At 69.0% G+C, this 3,675-nt stretch carries 5 protein-coding genes; 3 read left to right on the plus strand and 2 right to left on the minus strand.

Going from position 1 to position 3,675, the window contains the following annotated elements:
* Positions 1–279: 279 nt before the first annotated feature.
* A complete protein-coding gene (locus tag ACIQOV_RS32355) occupies positions 280–1,320 on the plus strand; it encodes a Scr1 family TA system antitoxin-like transcriptional regulator (protein WP_401054273.1) in 1,041 nt (346 codons plus the stop codon).
* 56 nt (positions 1,321–1,376) lie between these two features.
* On the opposite strand, the gene ACIQOV_RS32360 is transcribed toward ACIQOV_RS32355, so the two are convergent.
* Positions 1,377–1,973, minus strand: a complete 597-nt coding sequence (locus tag ACIQOV_RS32360; RefSeq protein ID WP_401054268.1) for a TetR family transcriptional regulator — start codon at positions 1,971–1,973, stop codon at positions 1,377–1,379.
* Positions 1,974–2,104: 131 nt separating this feature from the next.
* On the opposite strand from ACIQOV_RS32360, the gene ACIQOV_RS32365 reads away from it, so the two are divergent.
* Positions 2,105–2,362: a hypothetical protein gene (locus ACIQOV_RS32365; protein WP_401054270.1), complete on the plus strand. Its 258-nt coding sequence runs from the start codon at positions 2,105–2,107 to the stop codon at positions 2,360–2,362.
* A gap of 55 nt (positions 2,363–2,417) precedes the next feature.
* Here the strand turns inward: ACIQOV_RS32365 and ACIQOV_RS32370 are convergent, their stop codons facing one another.
* The gene (locus ACIQOV_RS32370) at positions 2,418–2,816 is read right to left on the minus strand and encodes a hypothetical protein (protein WP_380350623.1); all 399 of its coding nucleotides are present in this window, start codon (positions 2,814–2,816) and stop codon (positions 2,418–2,420) included.
* Positions 2,817–3,189: 373 nt separating this feature from the next.
* Between ACIQOV_RS32370 and ACIQOV_RS32375 the strand changes: the two genes are divergently transcribed.
* A partial coding sequence (locus ACIQOV_RS32375) for a hypothetical protein (protein WP_401054272.1) occupies positions 3,190–3,675 on the plus strand: 486 nt, incomplete at its 3' end.

Here is a 3,675-nt window from a genome sequence, read left to right on the forward strand (position 1 = left end):
GGTGGGGGTTGGTCGGCGGCACCACCCGCCGCACGGGCGGCGCCGCCGGGGTCAAGGCGGAAGCATTCACCCGCGCCTCGGGGATGGAGTCGCCGCACTGCGCGCAGCGGCAGGGCGGAAAGTTCCGCCGCAGGATGAGGCTCTCGCCGCATTGACTGTTCGTCATATTCACCGACTAGTCTCTCTCTGTTGTTACCCCCTCACCAAGGGTGTCCGCTCGCGGCTAGTATCAGAAGAGCTTCACTTTGACAGCGAGCATTGTGGAAATCGGTGATCACCATGCCTCAGCGGGAAGTAGACCCAACCTCATCTCCGAACGCGGCCATCGGCGTTCAGCTGCGACGCTTCCGCAAGGCGAGGGGGCTCACGCAGATCGAACTCGGACGACGGACCAACTACAGCGATTCACTCATCTCCATGATCGAGAACGGAGACCGCCCCGCGCCGCTGAACCTCGTCCGCCGGTGCGACAAGGAACTCGACACCTGTGAGGCACTTGAGCTCCTGTACTGGACTGCCAAGAGCAGCACCTTGATCGGCGGATTCGTCTCCTTCATCGAGTACGAGCGCAAGGCCACGGCCTTCAAGGTCTACGAGCTGAACGTCATCCCCGGGCTGCTCCAGACTCGGGCCTACGCCTCCGCGATCGTCAGCGCCGAGGCCCGACGGGGCGAGATCCCCGGGGACAAGGTCAGCGAACGCGTCAATGTCCGCATGGCGCGCCAAGCCGTGCTCTACCAGGAACCCGCCCCCTCGATCCGCATCGTCATGGAGGAGAGTTGCCTGCGCCCTGTCGGCGGCCCCTTCGTCATGGCCGAACAGCTTCGCCGACTGGAGAACGTGGCCAGTCTTCCGCACGTCATGCTGCAAATCGCGCCGTCCAGCCTCGGCGAGAACCTCCCGTCGCTCTTGCCGTTCACGTTGCTCACCTCCCCGAGCGGGGCATGGATGGCCTACCTCGAAACCATCCAGCGGGGCTACGTGGAGCGAGAGAACCAGGACAACATCCATTCCCTCGCAAGGACTTACGATTGGCTCCAGGCCCAAGCCCTCTCATGTGCGGACTCACTGGCTCTCATCCGCACGCGTCTCAAGGAGTTCCACGCCATGTTCCCCATCGCGGCCTCCAGGCCCGTCTCCTGGCTGAAGTCCTCGTACAGCAGTGGCGGCGGTAACTGCATCGAGGTCGCACCGGGCATCCCCGGTATCCTCCCCGTCCGCGACAGCAAGGACCCCGACGGCCCTCAGCTCGCCTTCGACATGGACGCCTGGCAGTCCTTCGTCGCCGGCATCAAGTCCGGTGATTTCGGCGGCATCTGAGAAGCCATGGCGGAGAGTGGGCCTCGCCCGCTCCGGGCGAGGCCCACTCCGCCCGCTCACCCCGCCGCAGGCCTCGTCAGGCGGCACACCAGGGTGACCAGTGCCTCCCGGTCCGCCGCCGGGTCGGTCGCGCCGGAGAGGAGCAACCGCACCATCTGCGGGAGCGTGAACCACGCGTTCACCAGGCCGATCACCGCGAACATCAGCCGTCCCGGATCCACATCGTCGGCCAGCTCGCCCGCCCGCTGCGCGGCCGCGAGGACGGCGACCTTCTCTCCGTAGTGCGCGGTGCGTTCGGGCTCCGCCGCCAGCGCCTGGGACTCCGTGCCGCGCTGCAGCCCTTCCCAGGCCAGCAGGCGGGAGAAGTGCGGGTTGGCCGAGTGGTAGTCGAAGACGCGTCCGGCGTAGTCGCCGAGCTCCAGCCCCGGCACCGGGGTGAGCGGCACCGCTTCCGCCAGCTTGCCGAGTTCGGACGCCAGCACCGCGGCGAAGAGCTGCTCCTTGCTGCCGAAGTACTGGTAGATCCGCTCCTTGTTCACTCCCGCCCGGGTGGCGACGCGGGCGATCCGGGCACCGTCCGGGCCGGATTCGGCGAACTCCTCGACGGCGGCGTCGAGGAGGAGTTGCTGCGTGCGTGCGGTGTCCCAGGCCATGGCATCACCATAGCGCGAATCTCCAACCAAAGGGTTGGACATCCGCCTGCGCGCCTGCCAAACTCCAACCGACGGGTTGGAGTTTTGGGCATCCAAAGCCTCCAGCCGCTCACTCACGGGAGGAAACCGCCTTGAACACCGACAGCATCACCGCACCGGCCCCGGCCGCCCCGTCCGTGCACCGCCGGGCACTGCTCACCTGGCTCGCCGTCTACCCGACCATCACCGCCACCTTCGCCCTGCTCGGCCCCCACCTCGGGCGCCTGCCGCTGGTGCTGCGGACCCTGGTCATGACCGGTCTCGTCGTCCCGGTCGTCGTCTACGCCCTGCTCCCCCTGTTGCTCAAGGCGGAGAAGAAGCTCGCCCACCGCCCCGGTCGACGGAAGTAGCGAGCACCCGGATCGGGGACAGCCGCCGCACCGCTCCGAGCACCGGACGGAGGGGCTACCGCCCTTCGGCGACCAGGAAGCGGCCGGAGCGCCACTGCAGCCGCGCCGGGCCGCCGGTGGGCCAGTCGTGGTTCAGGTGGCGGCGGCCGCGGCCGAGGGCGCCGAGGTCCTGGGGCCGCAGCGTTCCACTTCTCAGGCCGCTCGCCTCGACGGCCGTCACCGGCATGATCGTCACGTACTGGGCGTCGTCCCCGCCCATCCAGTCGACGACCTCGGTGAAGATCCACACGAACTGCTGCGAACACCCCAGGCAGCGCCGCAGGTTGACGGCGAAGCGCGAGCCGCCCACCACCTCCGCCTCGTGTTCGAAGCCCTCCCGCTGCCGGCCCCACACGGCCCGCTCGTCCTCGCCGTAGCACTTCGCGCAGCCGAACTCCGCCATCGGCCTTCCCATCGGTCGACTCCTTGTTCCGCGAGGTCCCGTGTCGCGGCCCATGATGCCCTCAGGGCCCCGGGGGGCGGCTGTGCAGTTCACCCGACCGGGGAACAATTCACGGACCGTTCCCGCACCGTTCGCGCCTCGGGGCGGATACCCGAACGGCCGATTGACGCCCCGGGGCCCGGCACGGGCTCCGAACCGCACACCTCGACGTCCGCGCCGACGGCTCCCGCACCCGAACGGGCCGTCGCGCCGACGGGTGACACGTGCACGTCCCAGATCTCTGGGATTCTCCTCACCCACCCGCCTGGCACGGAATCGGTGTCAGGCGCTCCGACGAGAGCGGCATCTCGACAAGTCACCCATCTGGAACAGGAGTTGATCAACAATGACCCGCTCCTTCAAGCACGCCGGTGCCGTCCTCGCGGCGGCGGCGGTCTCGCTGTCCCTGTCCGGCGCGGGCACGGCCGTCGCCCGGCCCGCGGCGGCCGGCGGCTCGGCCCGGAACTGCGTGGTGAGCGCGGAGGGCGGGCAGTCGACGTGCTTCGGCGGCTACCGGGAGGCCATCAAGTTCGCCACCGGCGGGCGGGTCGTCGACGCTCCGTTGACCGCCGCCGCGGCCGCCCGGGACGCCGGGGTCACCGGGTCACCGGGTCACCGGGTCACCGGCGTCACCGGGGTCACCGAGGAGCTGAACGGTTCCAGCAGCCCCTCTAATCTGGTCGTCCTGGGGACGATCCACCAGGACTTCTTCTTCGAGGACGAGTCCGTGACCTTCACCGGCCCGCACGACTGCTACAACGGCAACAGCGCCGACCACTCCTTCGACATCCCCGCCCCGCTCGGCGTGCCCCTCCTCGGTGGCCGCCGGGGG

The sequence above is a fragment of the Kitasatospora sp. NPDC091257 genome, assembly GCF_044757675.1.
Taxonomy (GTDB): domain Bacteria; phylum Actinomycetota; class Actinomycetes; order Streptomycetales; family Streptomycetaceae; genus Kitasatospora; species Kitasatospora lactacystinica.

What these genes read in the sequence shown, in the direction of transcription:
- ACIQOV_RS32355 (WP_401054273.1), top strand. Translation starts at nt 280, where the DNA reads ATGCCTCAGCGGGAAGTAGACCCAACCTCATCTCCGAACGCGGCCATC.
- ACIQOV_RS32360 (WP_401054268.1), bottom strand. Translation starts at nt 1,973, where the DNA reads ATGGCCTGGGACACCGCACGCACGCAGCAACTCCTCCTCGACGCCGCC.
- ACIQOV_RS32370 (WP_380350623.1), bottom strand. Translation starts at nt 2,816, where the DNA reads ATGGGAAGGCCGATGGCGGAGTTCGGCTGCGCGAAGTGCTACGGCGAG.